The sequence below is a fragment of the Dongia deserti genome, assembly GCF_003574735.1.
In the GTDB taxonomy this organism is placed as follows: Bacteria; Pseudomonadota; Alphaproteobacteria; order Dongiales; family Dongiaceae; genus Dongia_A; species Dongia_A deserti.
Genome location: NZ_QORW01000033.1, coordinates 24,464 through 40,569, shown reverse-complemented (window position 1 = coordinate 40,569; position 16,106 = coordinate 24,464). Strand labels below are relative to the sequence as shown.

The window sequence follows — 16,106 nt, the reverse complement described above, 5'->3', positions numbered from 1 at the left end:
CCATCGAAACCACCTGGCGCGGCATCGGTCAGCTCATCGACGTCTTCACACCACAGGAATGCGCTAACTACTTCAGAAACTCAGGATACGCTCCAGAATGAAGGAATCACGCTCTAGAACTGCCGCAGCAGCCGGTCGAGATAGTCGCGCTCGATCTTGGGGCGGAAGGGCTGGTTGCGGCGTTGGCGGAGCTCTTCGAAGATCTGGCGGCTGCGGTCGAGTTGCTCGTCGAGCGGCACGACGTCCGAGCCTTCGCGGGCGAAGGCGTCGCCGCCGGGGCCTTCGTCGTCGCTCAGCGCGCGGCCGAAGGGATCCATCGGGTCGCGCTGGCCGGGGCCGCGCTGGGCGCCCATCTGCTGGCGCATCGCTTCGCTCATCTGCTGCATGCCCTGCTTCAACTGCTCGAGCGCGTCGTTCTGCGCCTGGGCCGCGCTGTCGAGCTGCTCGCCGCGCAGCGCGTCGGTGGCGCCGCGCATGAACTGCTCGGCCTGGCCCAGACCCTGCGGGATGTCGCCGGTCGCGTTGCCGAAGCGGCGCATCAGCTCGCCGAGCTGCTGGCGCAAGGCCTCCTGCGCATCCGCGCCGTTGCCGCCGGGCATGCCCTGGCCGGTGCCTTCGCCCATGCCCTGCTCCTGCTGCCCTTGGCCCTGGCCGGGCTGCTGGCCACGCTGCCGGCGGAAGGTGTCCTGCAGCAATTGCTGCTGCTCCTGCATGATCTTGCCGAGGTCGTTCATCATGCGCTGCGCCTGGCCGTTGCCCTGTCCCGGCATCGGCATCGCCATCTGCAAATTCTCCAGCATGTTCTGCAGCTGCTGCAGCATCTGCTGCGCGGATTCACGCGCGCCGTTCTGCGCCATGCGGCGGGCCTCGTTCAGCATCTGGTTCAGATCCTGCTGCGAGAGCTGGAGCGCGTTGGGATCGAGCCGGCCGAGCTCCATGCCCTTCTGCATCGCCTGGGCCAGCTGCTCCTGCATCTGGCGCAGATATTCGTTCATCGCCTGCTGCAGCTCGTTCATCAGGCGCTCGATCTCTTCATCGGAGGCGCCGCGCGCCAGCGCTTCCTCGAGCTCGCGCTGCAGCCGCCTGAGCTCGCGCATCGCCATGGAGACGCCGCCATCCTCGAGCGCCAGGGCGGTGTCCCACATGAGCTGCATGACGCTGCCCAGTTCCTCCTTGTCCATGGCATTGGAGGTCATGCGCTTCACCGCGAAGTCCAGCGCCATGAAGGTGGTGATGCTGTTGTCGAAGGCCTCCGGCTGAATCATCAACTGGATCAGCTTGCGCGCGACGGGCAGCGCGCTGGCGCCGCCATCCTTGGCCAGGCGCTTGCGCTGCTCGATGATGGCGCGCGCCACCGGGTGATAGAACTTGCGCTCGGGCAGGGTCATGGCAACGGGCGCGGAGGCGCCGATCTGATCCAGCGCATCGCGCGCGACCGCGCGCAGCTCGACCGGAAGGCCGGCCCAGGGATGGGCGGTCAGGTCCTGATAGCTGGCACCTTTCACCTGGCGCGGATCGGCGCCATGGGCGGTCAGCGGCAGCTCGAATGAGTCTTCGCCCTGGGTGATCACCAGGCGCATGTCGGTGACGCCGAAATCATCCTTGCCGCCATAGGCCACCTGCAGGACGGCACGCTCCGTCGCGCGCGGTTGCTGCAAGGCCGCGGTCGGCGGCAGGTCGGGCCGAAGCGCGATCGGCCAGCCGACATCGAGCCCGCCGCCGGAAATGCCGATCTTGTCGCCCTCCTTCAGCACCAGCTCGGCGCGTTGGGTCTCGCTGTCCAGCATCTCCAGCGGCTTGGTGGCGTTGTTGGCATTGAGGCTGGCGGCACCATCGAGCCCCTGGATCTGGACCAGCAGCTTGCTGCCGACGGGTGTCTCGATCGGGGTGGCGTCGGCGGCTTCCACCGGCTCCTCGGTCGACTCCGCGGCGGGGTCGGCCTTCAGTGCGATGGGTGCCAGGCGGGTGTAGTCCGGCGGTGTAATCCAGGCTTCAACCGTGATGGTGGAGAGGTCAGCGGTGCTGCGCGCCTGCGGCGTCACAGCGGCGAACAGGCGGGTGCCGGACTGATCCCAGGCGATGGCGATGCCTAGCGCCAGCAGCAGGACGGCGAGCCCGCGCAACGCCAGCGGATCACGGCGCGCCACATTGCTGGGCCGCCGCGCCAGGGTCAGCTCGCCAAGGCCGGCGAGCAGCCGCTTCTGATGATGCGCCCAGAGGACAGTGGCCCAGGGGTCGACCAGGTTGCTGGCCTGCCGGTCGGTCAAATGGGTGAGGGGCCGGTGAACGAGGCCGCTATCGGCCTCCAGCCGGTGGAGGGCATCGCTGCGCAGCGGCGGGCGCCAAGTCCGGAAGCCCCACCACAGGCCCGCAATGAGCGCTGCGGCGAACAGCGCCAGCAGGCTCCAATGGAGCCACAAGGGCAGGGCGCTGAAGACGTCGAACAGGCTGAGAATGGCAAAGACGCCGATCACCGCCAGGGCCGGGCCGAGCGACCGCACGGTCTGCTCCAGCACCATCAGCAGCCAAGCAGTCCAGGTCCAGAAGCGGACGCGAGCCGGCAGCGCCGCCATTGGATCGGTGGCAGCCTGCGAACGCAGAGAGGGTTTCGGGTCCTGCATGGGTCGCGCCGGCCTTCCGATCCGATCCTAACCCAGATTGGTTAACAATCTAGCCGGCAATTGGTTCGATTGCGAGGGCAAGGTTGTCGCAAAGTGTGTCAGGCCAGCCAGTCAGGAATTCTGTCTAGATCGATAATGTGGTCATAAGATGGCCGCGGCCGCACCACGTCGAAACGGCCGCCCTCAACCAGCACCTCGGCCGCCGGCAGGCGGGTGTTGTAGGTCGAGGACATGACCGAGCCGTAGGCGCCGGCGGTCGCGAATGCCACCAAATCCCCCGGCTTCACCGGGGGGAGGGGCCGCTGCTCGGCGAAGCGGTCGCCGGTCTCGCAGATCGGACCGACCACGTCGCACCGCTCGACCGGCGCATCGCTGGGTGGCAGGGCAATGGGGATGATGTCGTGATACGCGTCGTAGAGGCTCGGGCGGATGAGGTCGTTCATCGCGGCATCGACGATCACAAATTTGCGACTGACGCCCGGCTTCACGTTGATAACGCGCGAGACCAGCAGGCCGGCATTGCCGACGATGCTGCGGCCGGGCTCGATTTCGATCTTCGTGCCGAGCGGTGCGATGATCTCCTGCACCAGGGCCGCATAGTCCTTGAGGTCAATGGTGCTCTCGGCGCGGTAGGCGATGCCGATGCCACCGCCGAGATCGATGCGCTCCACAGGGAGGCCCGCCTTGCGCAAGGTTTGCGCGAGCTCGGCGATCTTGAGGAACGCGGCGCGATAGGGTGCGATATCCGTGAGCTGCGAGCCGATGTGGACGGCGAGGCCGACGATCCTGATGCCCCTCATGCGCGCGGCGGCGGAATAGAACTGCGCGGCATGATCGATGTCGATGCCGAACTTGTTCTCCGCCTTGCCGGTAGAGATCTTGGCGTGGGTCTTGGCATCGACGTCGGGGTTGATGCGCAGCGTCACCGGCGCCGTCACGCCGAGGCGTGATGCCACGTCGCTCAAGGTTTCGAGCTCGCCGAAACTCTCGACGTTGAACTGGTAGATGCCGGCCTTCAGCGCCGCCTCCATCTCGTCGATGGTCTTGCCGACGCCGGCGAAAACGATGCGCTCGGCAGGGATGCCGGCCTTGAGCGCGCGATACATCTCGCCGACGGAGACGACATCGGCACCGGCGCCGAGCTTGCCAAGGGTGCGGATGATTGCCTGGTTGGAGTTCGCCTTCAGCGAATAGAAGACGTCGACACCGAGCTTGCCGAGCGTATCGACATAGGCCTGGTAGTTGTCGCTGAGGGCTGCGGTCGAATAGCAGTAGAACGGCGTGCCGACCGCCTCCGCGATCCGCCGCACCGGCACCTGCTCGACGTGCAATTCGCCGTCGATGTAGGGGAAGTGAGTCATGAGGTATTACCGGCTGACGGCTAACGGGGCCGCAAATCCCGTCATCCTCGTGCTCGGCACGAGGATCCACGAGTTTGCCTGAAGCAGGACGATCTGGCTCAGCGAAACTTGTGGATGATCGGGCCAAGCCTGTCGGCGAATGCCGACATGCGTCGGCTGGCCATGACGAAAGGGGGAATGCTTGGAGTCCATGGCGTCCATATTGCGCGGCATCAGTTGAACACGCCCTGCTGGGGCTCGGTGCTCCGGGGGTACTGGTGCGGGAACTCGTCTGTCTTTCCGGGCGGCAGCACCGGCGCGCCCTTTTTGCCGCAGGCGGCAGGCATCAGCGCCAGCGCACCGAGCAGCGCCGCCAGCATCAACCGTCCGAAGATTCCACGCCGTCTCATTTGAATCGCTCCCGTGCCTCTGCGATGGCGCGCCGTACGGTGTCGGGGGCTGTTCCGCCATAAGACTTGCGGCTGGCCACCGACTGATCGACGCCGAGGACGGAGAATAGCCCATCGGTGATGCGCGGCTCCACCTTTTGCATCTCGGCGAGCGACAGGTCCTGCAAGCGGCAGTTCTTCGACTCCGCGAGGCGCACCAGCTCGCCGGTCACGTGATGGGCGTTGCGGAACGGCATGTTGAGCTGCCGCACCAGCCAGTCGGCAAGATCCGTCGCGGTCAGGAAGCCGCCGTCGGTCGCCTGGCGCATGCGGTCGGCGTTGACCTTCATGTCGCGCACCATGCCGGCCATCGCGGCGACGCTGAGCGCCATCGCATCAGACGCCGCGAAGGTCGGCGCCTTGTCGTCCTGCAGATCCTTGCCGTAGCTGAGCGGCAGGCCCTTCACGATGATCAGCAACTGCGTGAGCGCGCCGACCACCTGTCCGACCTTGCCACGCACCAGCTCCGCGGCGTCGGGGTTGCGCTTCTGCGGCATGATGGACGAGCCGGTGGTGTAGGCATCGCTCAAGGAGATGAAGCGGAAGCCGTCGCTCATCCAGATCACGATCTCCTCGGCGAAGCGCGAGAGATGCGCGCCGAGAATCGAGAGGGCGGCGAGATATTCCAGCGCGAAGTCGCGGCTCGACACGCTGTCCATCGAGTTCGCCGTCGGCCGGTCGAAGCCGAGCGCCTGTGCGGTCGCATGGCGGTCGATCGGGAAGGGTGTACCAGCGAGCGCCGCGGCGCCGAGCGGGCATTCGTTCAGGCGCGTGCGGCAGTCCGTCAGGCGGCCGAGATCGCGACCCAGCATCTCCACATACGCCATCAGATGATGGCCGAAGGTGACAGGCTGCGCGGGCTGCAGATGGGTGTAGCCCGGCATCACCGTCGCGGCGTGTTCCTCGGCACGGTCGAGCAAGGCGTGGATGAGATCCTTGAGCGCGGCGGACAGATCGTCGATCGCGCCGCGCACCCACAGGCGGAAGTCGGTCGCCACCTGGTCGTTGCGCGAGCGCGCAGTGTGCAGCCGCCCGGCCGCGTCGCCGATCAATTCGCGCAGGCGCGATTCCACGTTCATGTGGATGTCTTCGAGCGCGGTCTGGAACTCGAACCGGCCTTGGTCGATCTCCTTGCGGATGCGCGTGAGACCGTCCGCGATGGCGTCGCCATCCTCTTTCGTCAGGATGCCCTGCTTCACCAGCATCGCGGCGTGGGCGAGGGAACCCTGGATGTCCTCCTTGTAGAGGCGCTTGTCCACATCAATGGAGGCGTTAATCTGCTGCATGATCGCAGCTGGACCGGCGGCAAACCGGCCGCCCCACATCTGGCTGGCGCCGGATTGCGTGTTCTTCTGAGTAGCCGGTTTGGAGGGTTTCTTGTCCATCGCGTGCAACATGGTCCCCGATTGCCCCCGTCTTGTGGCCGACACGCGCGACCGGGTCAAGCACAGGGCGATCGCTTATGACAAGCCCGCGCTGATTCCCCCTTCCCCGACTTGGGGGAGGGGACCACAGCGTGCGTTCGTCATATGCGATAGCCCCCGAAGTTGGGGGACTGGGAGCCAGCCGCGATGAATCGCCTTCTGCTCATCGCGATCGCGGCGGTGCTTTCGGTCATCGGCGTGGTGGGGGCGTTGCTGTATCACCAGCCCCTGGAGCCGGCGCCCACGGCCGCCGTGACCGATCCCGCAACCGGCGCGCCGACGGGCCGCTTCGTTCCGATGGAGGGCGACTTCAACCGGGTGGCGCCGGTCGACGGCGCGGGGCAGCCGGCCGACATGGCGCCCTATCGCGGCAAGGCGCTGCTGGTCAATTTGTGGGCGACCTGGTGCGCGCCCTGCATCGAGGAGCTGCCGTCCCTGGGCGAGTTGCAGCGGGAATTGGGCGGGGAGAACTTCCAGGTCGTCACCATCGCGATCGACGAGCGCGACCTTTCCAAGATCGAGCCATTCCTGGAGAAGCACGGCGCCGGCGAGCTCCCCGCCTTGATCGACCGCGACCGCACCATCGACACGGTGGCGAAGATCATCGCGCTGCCCACCAGCCTGCTGGTGGCACGCGACGGCACGGTCAAGGCCAAGCTCACCGGCGATGCGCGCTGGCACTGTGGCAAGGCGCTGGAGGCGGTGAAAGCGTTCATCGCCGATGGGACGGTGATGGAGGACGAGCTGGAGAAATGCGAGTAGGCCTCGCGCACGTGAAAGCTTCGGGACGCGGCGTACGGCTTATTCCGCAACCAGCGGCGCGTTTTCCGACGCGTCACGTGCATCGGTAGCGCTGGAGGTAATCCCGCGGATGTAGTTCGCGAGGAAATCGGTGAGGGCCCGTACATGGGGCTGGGCCTTGATGTCCTCGCGCACGATCAGCCATAGCTCGGAGCGCAACTCCGGCGGTGGTGGAAGGCACCGCATCAGCTCCGGCTCGGCATCGCCGATCAGAGTCGGCAGCACACCAAGGCCGAGGCCCGCTTTCAGATTGGAGACCAGATTGACGAGGCTGTTGCTGCGGAACCGCACCACCGCGTCGGGCGCGGACTCCTTCAGCCAGAGCCACGCGGGCAGCCGTCCCATCAGCCCGTCCAGGCCGACAATCTCGTGCCCGCGGATGGCAGCGCGGTCCCCGGGAACACCGCGCTCGGCAGCGTAGGCGTGGCTGCAATAGACCGTCCAATACTGGTCCGGCAGGCGCCGGGCGACGATGCCGGCGCCCTCCGGACCTGAACCCGCGCGCAGTGCCACATCTGCTTCGCCGCTAGCGATGTCGAGGAATTCGTCGGCGACCAGCAGTTCCACCACGATGGATGGATAGAGCGACTGGAACGCGCGCATCCCCGGTATGACGAGCCGGTCGGCCAATCCCACGCTGGTCGTCAGGCGCACCGATCCGGCGAGGGTCCGCCGGCGCGCGGCGAGCGTGTTCTCGAATGCCTGCGCCTCGCGCTCCATCCGCAGCGCCGCTTCCGCCGCGAGGCGGCCGATCTCGGTTGGCTTCAGGCCTGAGCGCCGCCGCTCGAAGAACTGCGCTCCGGCGGCGGCCTCGATCGCGTCCAACCGGCGCAGAACGGTGGCCTGGTTGACGCCCAGCCGCTCTGCCGCGCGCAGTGCCGAGCCGGTCTGCACCACCGCGAGAACGTATAGGAAATCATTCCACCGCATGGCGGTTCATACTGCATTCGTGCAGCACGATTGTGCAAGCCGATGTATTCCGCCAAGGGTCCAGGCGAAACTATGTTCGCCGTCACATTCCGCGCGCCCGGTGCGCGCTATCAGCATCGAAAAAACTCGCTGGAAAGGACATGCATGTTTCGCACGCCCAGAACCCTGCTCGCGCTCACGTGTCTGAGCCTTGCTGCACACCTTGCCCCGGCACAGGCCGGGCAGACCTATCAGCCCGCACCCGGCGAGCCCACGCTTGAGGAGGTGCGCCGCGCGACCGAGCGCTTCCGCGATGTCGAGGTGGCGGTCGCGGAAGGCTATCTCCGCGATCCATTCGATCTGTGCGACACCGCAGAGATGATGGGCAAGCCGGCCGCGCTCGGCGCGATGGGCATCCATTATTTCCGCCCTGAGCTGCTCGGCATCAGCGCGCCGCCCTCGCCGCGCGTCGATGGCAACGGCACGCACACGGATTTCCTGAAGCCGTCGATCCTGATCTACGAGCCGCAAGCGGACGGCTCGCTCGAGCTGGTTGCGGTGGAGAACCTCGTCTTCGCCAAGGCTTGGCACGCGACCGGCCACGCCGCGCCGCCGAGCTTCCACGGCGTGGAATACGACACGATGAAGGATGATCCGCAGACGCCGGCCGACGAGGCGCACATGTTCGAGCCGCACTATGACCGGCACGTGTGGATCTATCGCGACAATCCGAACGGTGTGTTCGCGCCGTACAATCCGGCGGTCTCGTGCGCACACCACACCGGCGCGCATACGCACGCCACGCATCAGCAGTAAGAAAGCGGAGAGTCTACGACATGAGTCCCGATTCAGGAGCCCCGTCACCAATGCCGACCTTGCGCGCCGCGACTGCAGCGGACACTGCGGCGGCCGGCGTCATCTGCTACGAGGCGTTCAAGACCATCGCCGAGCGGCATAATTTTGCGCCCGACTTTCCCGATCCGGAAACCGCCATGGGGCTCATGGAGCACCTGGTCTCGCGCGAGGACATTTACGGCGTGGTGGCCGAGGCGGCGGGCCGCGTCGTCGGCAGCAACTTCCTGTGGGAGGATGGCGTGGTCGCCGGCGTCGGTCCGATCACCATCGATCCGGCAGCGCAGAACAACGGCCTCGGCCGCAGGCTGATGGAAGCGGTGATCGAACGGGCGCGCGAGCGCGGCATTCCCTCCGTGCGCCTGCTGCAGGCCGCCTATCACAATCGATCCATGTCGCTGTACACCAAGCTCGGCTTCGAGGCGCGCGAGCCCCTGTCCATCATGCAGGGGCCAGCGCTTGGGCTGCGGATGGAGGGCTACGCCGTGCGCACGGCGCGCGCGGCGGATATCGAAGCGGCCGATGCGCTGTGCCGGCGCGTGCATGGGCACGCCCGCTCCGGCGAACTCAGCGCGGCAACCGCGCAGGGCACGGCGATGGTGGTCGAGCGTCAAGGCCGGGTGACCGGCTATACCACCGGGATCGGCTTCTTCGGCCACGCGGTGGCCGAGACGGTCGAGGATCTGCAAGCGCTGATCGGAGCGGCACCCTCGTTCCCGGGGCCCGGCTTCATGGTGCCGACCCGCAATAGCGGCCTGGTACGCTGGTGCCTCGCGCGCGGCCTGCGCATCGTCCAGCCAATGACGCTGATGACGATGGGTCCCTATCAGGAGCCGCAGGGTGCCTACCTGCCGTCGATCCTCTATTGAGGCAGGCCGGCGCAGCGCGCCTTGAGGATCTAAGCAAACACCACCAACAAGACTGCGATCACCGCCACGACGATCCATGCGCTCATCACGAAATGGTGGCCGCGCGCGTGCTCCGCGAGCACCTCGCGGTAGGAGTCGAACGGCAGCATTGCCCGTCCTCCCAAAAAGACTATGTTCGAAAAGAGGTCGCCCGAGCCCAAATGCTCCACCGGCGATGACCGGAGCATAGAATACCGGAACGCCGCGCGCTGTGAAGCGGATCACGCCCCGGCGCGATCGCACGACTTTGTGAGCTGCAGGTGCGCGGACTTTGATCCGATATCTGCGCCCTATGTTCCTCTTCTACCGACTTGCTTCCCACGCCGTGGCGGGCATAGGACGAACCCGCAGCCTCTCACTTTCGGACACGCGATCTGGCGGCGGTCCTCGCTTTGCGCTGCGCGGGCGTTGCGATGAGGGCATCCCACGCCATCATCGCCGCGTCGGCGACCTTCGTCATCGCCTCGCGCGAGGCCCCGTCACGGGCGCGCAAGGACAGGCCCTGCATGACCGTGATGTAGAAGGCGGCGATCGACCTGACGTCGGCATCGGACGGCAGATCGCCCTCGGCGATGCCGCGGCGCAGGCGCTCCTCGAGCGCGGCCTGGATCTCCTTGCGACGCTGCGCGAGGTACTGGTGAACGCCGGCATTCTCCGGTGATGCATTGGTATCGCCCAGCACCAGGAGGCAGCCGCGGCAACCTGAATCCGTGAGATTGCCGATGGTGCGCTGGAGCATGGCTTGCACGGCATCGCGCGCGGTCGGCGCCTCGGAGAGCTTGCTGCGCGTCTTCTTGTCCTCGGTTGCCAGATAGAGATCCACCGCTTCACGGAACAAGCCTTCCTTCGAGCCGAAGCAGGCATAGAGAGAGGGCGAGTTGATGCCCATGGCTTCCGTGAGCGCAGACATCGACGCGCCCTCGTAGCCGAACTGCCAGAAGGTGTTCATGGCCGCGCTGAGGGCGGCATCGCGATCAAAGCTGCGCGGGCGGCCGCGGCCGACCATGCGTTCTCCTTATTTCTGTGTCGGGTAATACATAATTCGCTTGACTCGTTTTGGCAAGCTCCCTAGCTGTTTCTGTGTCGATCATTACAGAAATGGAGAATGTCATGTCGAGATTGAGCGGAAAGGTCGCGATCGTCACAGGTGCCAGCTCCGGGATCGGCCGCGCCGCCGCGAAGTTATTTGCCGAGGCAGGGGCGAAGGTGGTGGTGGGCGCGCGCCGAGAGGCGGAGCTCAGCCAGCTGGTGCGCGAGATCAAGGCGGAGGGCGGCGAGGCGCTGGCGCTTGCCGGCGACGTGCAGTCGGAAGCCTACGCGAAGGACCTGGTGGCGGCCGCGCTCAAGAGCTACGGCCGGCTCGATGCGGCGTTCAACAATGCCGGCACGCTCGGTCCGATCGGGCCGACCACCAAGGTCGACCTTGCGGCCTGGAACGAGGCGCTCGCGGTCAACCTCACCAGCGCGTTTCTCGGCGCCAAGCACCAGATTCCGGCGATGCTGAAACAGGGCAGCGGCTCGATCATCTTCACTGCCAGCATCGCCGGCAACACCGTCGGCTTTCCCGGCACGGCGGCGTACGCAGCGACCAAGGCCGCGCTGGTCGGCCTGACGCAGGTGCTGGCATCGGAATATGGGCCGCAGGGCGTGCGCGTGAACGTGGTGCTGCCGGGTGCCATCGACACGCCGATGTACCGCGAATTCAACGACACCGAGGACAAGCAGGCGTGGCTCACCAACCTGCACGCCCTGAAGCGCGCCGGAACGCCGGAAGAGCTCGCGCGCTCGGTGCTGTATCTCGCGTCGGATGATTCGGCGTTCGTGACCGGCACGGCGCATCTGGTCGATGGCGGGTTCTCCGTCACGCGGACGTAAAGAAGCCGCGTGACAGCGGCCACCGCGCGGCTGCCAGCATCACCGCGCGGTGGTCGTGCTGTCAGGTGATGTCCGGTCCCCAGGTGTCGGAGAGGGCGAAACCGATGGGAAACGGATCGCCTTGATCCATGCGAAGATACTCGCGGCCGTAGACCCACGCGGAGCCGGTAATGCGCGGCAGGATGGCCGGGCGGCCGGCAATGGTCGTTTCGCCGGTCGCCTCGATGGTGAACTCGCCGCCGATGATGGAACGCGACCGTCTGGTATCGCCGACCGTCACAACGCCGCGGGCGTGCAGAACAGCGAGGTTGGCGGAGCTACCGGTGCCGCAGGGAGAGCGGTCGACCCGGCCGGCCTCCAGTGCCGTACAGGTGCGGATGGCGCCGTCCGGCTCGGTACTGCGGAACATCACGTAGGCGAGTTCAGTGAGTGAAGGCAGTTCCGGGTGCCGGACAGAGGCTTGCTCCGCAATGATCTGCTTGAGCGCGAGGCCGACGTCCACGAGGGCGCGCGCGTTGCGACATGCTGGCGGCGATCAAGGCCGGCGATGTCGAACGCGCCGACCGGCTCGCGCGCGACCACACGCGCCAGTTCCGCGACAGCTTCATCGACTTCATGAAAGAGAACTACGCCACCGACATGGCGCTGGGGCAGACGCACGCGGCGGAGTGAAGCTGCCGTCTTCCCTCGAGAGACAATCAGCGAGAGCCTTTGCCGTTTCCTCGGCCGCCACGGTCCTTTCCGTCCTTGCCCTTACCGCGGCCCTCTTTGTCCTTGTCGGCGTCGCTCTTGCCCCTATCGGCCTTCCTGTCGTTGTCGTCGCCGCTTTTGCCTTCGTCGTTACCCCCTCTGTCGTTGTCGTCGCTCTTACTTTCGTCGCCACCTCCTCTGTCGTTGTCGTCGTTGCTTTCGCCCTCGTCGCCGCCCTCCCTGTCGTTGTCGTCGCTTTCGCCCTCGCTGCCGCCCTCTCTGTCGTTGTCGGCGTTGCTGTCGCCCTCACCATTCTTTTCGTGATCGGCAGAGTCCTCGCCGTCGTTGCTGCCCTGGCCAGGGCTCGCGCTGTCTCTGGTGTCCTGCTCGCCGGTCGAGCCCGAAGGAGCCGCTTTCCCAGTGCTGTCTTGCTGGTTCTTGGCCGGCGCACCGTTGCTCGACGGCTGCGAGCGATCCGAGCCCCTACTTGTGTCCGAAGCAGTCGTAACGCTCGGGGACGCGCTCTCCGGCTTGTCGGGGTATGGATCACCGAAGGAGGGACTGAGCCCGCCCTGATCACTTCTGTCTCGCGTGCCGGCCGGCATGCTCGTTCCTACGTCCGGCCACACGCCGCCACTCTCTTCAATTGGCGGTGCTGGCGGTGCGGCTATCGAAGGAGTCGGGGCGGGTGCAATCGCTGCGATCACCAAATCGGAAGCTGCTGGCGCCGCCGTGACCACCGAAGGCTGGGCGGGAAGCGCGGCCGCTTTGATCCCGATTGCGGTAGGTTGAGACGGTACCGGATCGATTGACCAGTCATACGGCAGGAAACCAGTCGCCACCTGCCCAATGGCGCTCAGAACCGGCATTGCAGGTGTCGCCCGGAACGCTGGAGCGGCAGGTCCTATGTCCTGCGACATCGCAGCAACAACGTGGGCATCTGCCGGATCGCGCGGCACGGCAGCAACCATTGCGTACCACCAGCCCGTGCCGCTGCCCGCCAAGAGCAGACATCCTATCATCCCCGCTATGAGAGTCGGCAGATGTTGCGCGTCGTCGGAGGAAAGCCGATGGCGCCGCGGAACGACTGCGGGCTTTCGCTTCGCGGCCCTTGCTGGAGATCCGCTTCCTTCCGCGAGCACTGCGACAAACGGATCGCTGTAGCACCCCACTTTGACTCGGGGAACGACGGCTTGGGAAGAAAGTGGCGGCCCCATGCGTGCAGGCCCTTGCGTGGTGCGCGCGATAAACAACGCCAGCGCAAATTGGTTCCAGGAGAGCGTTTTGCGCCGTTGCTGCGCCTCCAGTCGGCTATCGATGTTCTTTGGGCTTCGCGGGCGAGAGCCGCAGGCTACAGGTTTCGATGATCATGAGCGTCTCCTGTTGCCACTCGACAGCAGAACGAAAACGGGCGCCGGAGGGCGCCCGTGTTGGCTGGCTACTGATTGCACGTACCTACTTTTTCAGTTCGTCGCGACTGCCACCTCGCGGACGAGCAAGGCGTCGGCCTGCCGGCTGATCTCCACCGCGCCGGCGGTGACACCGGTGGAGAGCACTACGCTCTGGCCCGGGGCGAGGACAGAGACGGCGCGCACCGGTATCCCGGCCTCGCCGTCAACAAGGGTGGTCACGACGTGAAAACCGTCGCGCTCGACGGTGTAGTAAACGACGCCGGACACCTCGCCGAGATCGATGCTCTGGGCCTGCATCGGCTGCAGGCCGTCGGCATGGGCCGCGCCGAGAGGAGTGAAGGTGAGCGTGGCAGCAAGAATGGCGGTACGGATGGACATGATGATTCTCCTATGGCTTGAGCGACGGGCCCGATGCCCGCGGCTGCTTGCCAAGGGAGATGGTCGGGCTATGATCATCGATCAAACAGATTGGATCGATGATGGGCATCGATGACGTCAATTTAGGCCGCATCGACCTAAACCTACTCGTCCACCTCGATGCCTTGCTTACGGAGCGCAGCGTCACGCGTGCCGCGGCCCGCGTCGGCCTTGGTCAGTCGGCGATGAGCCACAACCTCGCGCGCCTGCGAGACCTGTTCGGCGACGAGCTCCTGACGCGGAGTGCGGAGGGCTTGCGCCTCACCCCGCGCGCGCTGGCCTTGGTCGAGCCGGTCAGGACAGCGCTGGCCCAGATCCAGGTGCTCGTCTCCCGAGACGAAGCCTTCGACCCACGCACGGCGGAGCGCACCTTCAGGGTGGGGCTGCCCGACAGCATGGAAACCCTGATCATCCCCTCGCTCCTTGCCTACCTGTGCGAGATTGCGCCCGGGATCCGTCTGCGGCTGCACAACATCGATTCGTCGAAGCTTCTCGACGATCTCGACAGCGACCGTCTGGACATCGCCGTCGGCTACGGCGACTTCGCGGAGGGGCAGGCGCACCACAAGCGTCGTCTGCTGTTCAGTCAAGCGTACCTGTGCATGTTCAACGCCGAACGTACGGGTATCACGGCCCCGATCTCGCTCGACGATTACGTGCGGCTGCCCCATGTGCTCACCAGCCTGCGCCAAGGCGAGCGCGGGGTGGTAGACGACGCGCTGGCGAAATTGGGGTTGCGGCGCACGGTCGTGCTCACCACGCCGCGTTTTCTTGCAGTGCCGCCCTTGGTCGCGCGTGCGCCGGTCGTGGTCACGATGCACGCAAGGCTCGCACGCTTCTTCGCCGCCGAATACGGGCTTAGCCTCAGCGTGCCGCCGGTGGAATTGCAGGATATTGCAGTTTCATTGCTCTGGCACGCGTCCTACGACCATGATCCGGCGCACGCATGGCTTCGTGAGATCGTGGTCCGGCTGGTCTCGGAGCTTTGAGGATGGAGGCTGCGGACGGACGGCCAAGAGGTTGCAGCGTCAAGCCGAATACCGCTAATCTATCGACGCGGGGACACGAGCAGACTCCCCGTTTCCCAAGACGCTCCAGCGTCCAAGCTCTGCTACCAACCGCGGCTCATGAGGTCAGCGGGGTGGTATGGACGCGCTCAAATTGCGCAGCAGAATCTCGCCGACGATCGCCCACCTTCTTTGGGCGCGGGCCTTGCGCGACTTTGGCGACGGCTTCGTCGCCGTGCTGCTCCCGGTCTATCTGCTTGCGCTTGGACTAGGGCCGCTTCAGGTGGGGATCGTCGCGACCGCGGCGCTGCTTGGGTCCGCATTGCTGACTCTCGGCATCGGCCTTCTCGGCGCCAGACACGACCACCGCCGGCTCCTGCTCGCGGCCGCCAGCTTGATGATCGCAACAGGCGTGGCGTTCGCGGTCGTCGACGATTACGCAATTCTGCTGGTTGTGGCATTCGCCGGCACGGCCAATCCATCGGCAGGCAGCGTCAGTGTATTCGTGCCGTTGGAGCATGCCGTGTTGGCACGCGAGGCTGCCAGCCAAGACCGCACAAAGATGTTTGCTCGGTATAGCCTGGTTGGCGCGCTGGCCGGGGCCGGCGGGTCACTTGCGGCGGCGATTCCGGATTTTGTTGAGCCTATCGGCCTCACTCAGCTCACCGCGCTCAAGATGATGTTTGCCCTATACGCTTGTCTCGGGTTGTTCGGAGGCCTCATCTACCGTCGCATTCCAGAACAGACGCCGTCCAAGGAGCAGCCTACGGCAAGTGCGCTGGGGCCATCCAAGACGACCGTCTACAAGCTTGCAGCGTTGTTTAGCCTCGATGCGTTCGCTGGCGGGTTCGTGGTGCAATCGCTGTTGGCACTGTGGCTGTTCGAGCGTTTTGACCTCTCGCTTGCCGCAGCGGGCACTTTCTTCTTCTGGTCAGGCGTGCTCTCCGCCTTCTCGTTCCCTGTGGCTGCGTGGCTGTCGCAGCGCATTGGACTCATCAACACGATGGTGTTCACGCACATCCCATCGAGCATCGCCCTGATGCTGGCGGCGATCGCGCCCACGCTGTACAGCGCATTGGCCCTGCTGCTGATCCGCGCCGCACTGTCGCAGATGGATGTTCCGACGCGTTCCTCCTACGTGATGGCAGTCGTCACCGAGGCGGAGCGCGCCGCGGCCGCGAGCTTCACGTCAGTGCCGCGCAGCCTGGCTGCAGCCGTTGGCCCGATGTTGGCCGGCGCTCTGTTCGCTGCCTCGTTTCGTGCCTGGCCGCTGGTGATTTGCGGCAGCCTTAAGATCGCCTACGACTTGCTGCTGCTGATCCAGTTTCGACACGTCAAGCCGCCGGAGGAGTCGTCGAACCAAAAAGGGCCCTGAGGCGGCTTGCGCTTCGGCCGGGGCGG

Annotated in this window: 15 protein-coding genes and 1 pseudogene; 7 read left to right on the top strand and 9 right to left on the bottom strand. The window is 65.8% G+C overall.

The features are described 5' to 3' along the window. Positions 1 to 113 precede the first annotated feature (113 nt). The 4 genes from DTX69_RS29220 to argH all read right to left on the bottom strand — a co-directional run bounded on the left by DTX69_RS29220 (position 114) and on the right by argH (position 5,795). A complete protein-coding gene (locus DTX69_RS29220; RefSeq protein ID WP_119305123.1) occupies positions 114 to 2,621 on the bottom strand; it encodes a TIGR02302 family protein in 2,508 nt (835 codons plus the stop codon). 98 nt (positions 2,622 to 2,719) lie between these two features. Further along, the gene (lysA, locus tag DTX69_RS29215; protein WP_119305122.1) at positions 2,720 to 3,982 is read right to left on the bottom strand and encodes a diaminopimelate decarboxylase; all 1,263 of its coding nucleotides are present in this window, start codon (positions 3,980 to 3,982) and stop codon (positions 2,720 to 2,722) included. Positions 3,983 to 4,194: 212 nt separating this feature from the next. Next, positions 4,195 to 4,371 carry a hypothetical protein gene (locus DTX69_RS30475; RefSeq protein ID WP_162917670.1) on the bottom strand — a complete coding sequence of 59 codons (177 nt, stop codon included), beginning with the start codon at positions 4,369 to 4,371 and terminating at the stop codon, positions 4,195 to 4,197. Beyond that, positions 4,368 to 5,795, bottom strand: coding sequence for an argininosuccinate lyase (gene argH, locus DTX69_RS29210; RefSeq protein WP_284736145.1), 1,428 nt, complete (start codon positions 5,793 to 5,795; stop codon positions 4,368 to 4,370). Before argH ends, DTX69_RS30475 begins: the two co-directional genes overlap by 4 nt. A gap of 186 nt (positions 5,796 to 5,981) precedes the next feature. On the opposite strand from argH, the gene DTX69_RS29205 reads away from it, so the two are divergent. Beyond that, positions 5,982 to 6,596, top strand: a complete 615-nt coding sequence (locus tag DTX69_RS29205) for a redoxin domain-containing protein (RefSeq protein WP_119305120.1) — start codon at positions 5,982 to 5,984, stop codon at positions 6,594 to 6,596. Between the two features lie 39 nt (positions 6,597 to 6,635). Here the strand turns inward: DTX69_RS29205 and DTX69_RS29200 are convergent, their stop codons facing one another. After that, on the bottom strand, positions 6,636 to 7,565 hold the full coding sequence (locus tag DTX69_RS29200; RefSeq protein WP_119305119.1) for a LysR family transcriptional regulator: 930 nt from the start codon (positions 7,563 to 7,565) through the stop codon (positions 6,636 to 6,638). 144 nt (positions 7,566 to 7,709) lie between these two features. Between DTX69_RS29200 and DTX69_RS29195 the strand changes: the two genes are divergently transcribed. Continuing rightward, entirely contained in the window at positions 7,710 to 8,360 is a 651-nt protein-coding gene (locus DTX69_RS29195; protein WP_284736144.1) for a hypothetical protein, read from the top strand. Positions 8,361 to 8,410: 50 nt separating this feature from the next. Continuing rightward, the gene (locus DTX69_RS29190) at positions 8,411 to 9,265 is read left to right on the top strand and encodes a GNAT family N-acetyltransferase (RefSeq protein ID WP_119305118.1); all 855 of its coding nucleotides are present in this window, start codon (positions 8,411 to 8,413) and stop codon (positions 9,263 to 9,265) included. Positions 9,266 to 9,659: 394 nt separating this feature from the next. Here DTX69_RS29190 and DTX69_RS29185 read toward each other — a convergent pair whose 3' ends face one another. Continuing rightward, positions 9,660 to 10,310 (bottom strand): TetR/AcrR family transcriptional regulator, encoded by a 651-nt coding sequence (locus DTX69_RS29185; protein ID WP_119305117.1) that lies wholly within the window; start codon positions 10,308 to 10,310, stop codon positions 9,660 to 9,662. Positions 10,311 to 10,414: 104 nt separating this feature from the next. Here DTX69_RS29185 and DTX69_RS29180 point away from each other — a divergent pair, with 104 nt between their 5' ends. Then, entirely contained in the window at positions 10,415 to 11,179 is a 765-nt protein-coding gene (locus DTX69_RS29180; RefSeq protein WP_119305127.1) for an SDR family oxidoreductase, read from the top strand. Between the two features lie 61 nt (positions 11,180 to 11,240). Here the strand turns inward: DTX69_RS29180 and DTX69_RS29175 are convergent. Then, positions 11,241 to 11,687: pseudogene (locus DTX69_RS29175) on the bottom strand (proline racemase family protein); the annotation flags it as partial. Positions 11,688 to 11,701: 14 nt separating this feature from the next. On the opposite strand from DTX69_RS29175, the gene DTX69_RS29170 reads away from it, so the two are divergent. Further along, the gene (locus DTX69_RS29170; protein WP_119305115.1) at positions 11,702 to 11,851 is read left to right on the top strand and encodes a GntR family transcriptional regulator; all 150 of its coding nucleotides are present in this window, start codon (positions 11,702 to 11,704) and stop codon (positions 11,849 to 11,851) included. Positions 11,852 to 11,877: 26 nt separating this feature from the next. Here the strand turns inward: DTX69_RS29170 and DTX69_RS30470 are convergent, their stop codons facing one another. After that, the gene (locus DTX69_RS30470) at positions 11,878 to 12,474 is read right to left on the bottom strand and encodes a hypothetical protein (RefSeq protein ID WP_162917678.1); all 597 of its coding nucleotides are present in this window, start codon (positions 12,472 to 12,474) and stop codon (positions 11,878 to 11,880) included. An 858-nt stretch (positions 12,475 to 13,332) separates the two neighbouring features. After that, the gene (locus tag DTX69_RS29160) at positions 13,333 to 13,659 is read right to left on the bottom strand and encodes a hypothetical protein (RefSeq protein ID WP_119305113.1); all 327 of its coding nucleotides are present in this window, start codon (positions 13,657 to 13,659) and stop codon (positions 13,333 to 13,335) included. 98 nt (positions 13,660 to 13,757) lie between these two features. Between DTX69_RS29160 and DTX69_RS29155 the strand changes: the two genes are divergently transcribed. Beyond that, positions 13,758 to 14,687 carry a LysR family transcriptional regulator gene (locus tag DTX69_RS29155; protein WP_284736143.1) on the top strand — a complete coding sequence of 310 codons (930 nt, stop codon included), beginning with the start codon at positions 13,758 to 13,760 and terminating at the stop codon, positions 14,685 to 14,687. Positions 14,688 to 14,844: 157 nt separating this feature from the next. Continuing rightward, positions 14,845 to 16,080, top strand: coding sequence for an MFS transporter (locus tag DTX69_RS29150; RefSeq protein WP_119305112.1), 1,236 nt, complete (start codon positions 14,845 to 14,847; stop codon positions 16,078 to 16,080). Positions 16,081 to 16,106: the final 26 nt, after the last annotated feature.